The 1,083-nt window shown below is 56.0% G+C and carries 3 pseudogenes; 1 reads left to right on the top strand and 2 read right to left on the bottom strand.

The window, feature by feature from the left end:
• Positions 1-276: pseudogene (locus A3AY_RS35260) on the top strand (TIM barrel protein); the annotation flags it as partial.
• A 104-nt stretch (positions 277-380) separates the two neighbouring features.
• Here A3AY_RS35260 and A3AY_RS35255 read toward each other — a convergent pair.
• Positions 381-825, bottom strand: a pseudogene (locus A3AY_RS35255) (beta/alpha barrel domain-containing protein); the annotation flags it as partial.
• Positions 806-925: pseudogene (locus A3AY_RS39165) on the bottom strand (TIM barrel protein); the annotation flags it as partial. The pseudogenes A3AY_RS35255 and A3AY_RS39165, both read right to left, overlap by 20 nt.
• Positions 926-1,083: the final 158 nt, after the last annotated feature.

Below are 1,083 nucleotides of genomic sequence, written 5' to 3'. Positions count from 1 at the left end.
CAGCTTCACCCGGAGCGAATCGGTCTCACGCATATATCGGGGATAGCTCGTTTGGAACTCGTTTCCGAAGAGCTCACCGAGCCAGACCGGGGGCTGGTTTTCACTGGTGACCGCGTTCACAATATCAGTCAATTGCTGGAACTGAAGGCTTCCGGGTATTCGGGCTATGTTTCCTTCGAGCCGTTTTCCCCAGAAACCCAGCGAGACCCGGGCCTGGGCTCGAAGCTGCGCGCGAGCCTTGAATATGTCGCTGGCGCGGTCGGGATTGATCTATAACAAGGCCGCCAAACCTAATTCTTTAATGCCCGCCCTCCTTTGCACGCGGTCTTGCTTTTATAGCCTGCTAATTCGGTCTGTTGAGGACATCATCCCTCCACATGGCTATCGCTGATCAGAGCGCGGCTAACAGCGATCATATCGAACTCGTCGCGCTCCGTTCGTTCGATCAAACGTTCCAGTGCCTTGGTTTCCGCCCCTTTACCCGCAAAAGCAGAAATGAAATCGCCATCAAGGCCGACCGAGCTTACGGTATTGTTGCAGCACCGGTTAGTTTTTTAGCCCATCCAAGTTCAGGTCTTTCTCGCCATCGATGTCAGGAAACTCAGGCTTCCAGAACCGCCGCTGCGACCAGTGCAGGACATCCACTCCAGCTTCCACCAACGGCAGCAGCCAGTCAGTCATCAGCGCCGGCGTCTCGCCCAGCCGTACAGTGAGATCCTGCTGCTTCCACTGGCTCACGCGAAAAATAATCGGAAAGTCTCGATCAACGGCCTTACGAATGGCCGCGACGACCTCGCTTGCGAACCGTGAGCGCTCCCTGATCGTCCACGGCCGAGATGCCGAGCGATTTTGCAAGCGCGAAAAAATCGTCCAGCGGCAGGACCGGAGCAGTTATATGGTTGAGGGCGAATGCGATGGTCGTCATGGATGCTGTTCCTCCTGCAAGTAAACTCGAATGAGAGGGCGGGCGCGGAATTTCCACGCAGCGCCGCGCGCAATGCCTTGCCCCTTGAAGAATTGGAGGATCATCAGCTTATCGCGGCGTAGTCAAAGCGGAACACGCCATTTCTCTTTCATCCGTGA

Origin of the sequence: Rhizobium giardinii bv. giardinii H152, from assembly GCF_000379605.1 — a bacterium.
Taxonomy (GTDB): domain Bacteria; phylum Pseudomonadota; class Alphaproteobacteria; order Rhizobiales; family Rhizobiaceae; genus Pararhizobium; species Pararhizobium giardinii.
Note: the sequence above shows the minus strand (reverse complement) of the source record. Positions and strands in the feature narration are given on the sequence as shown.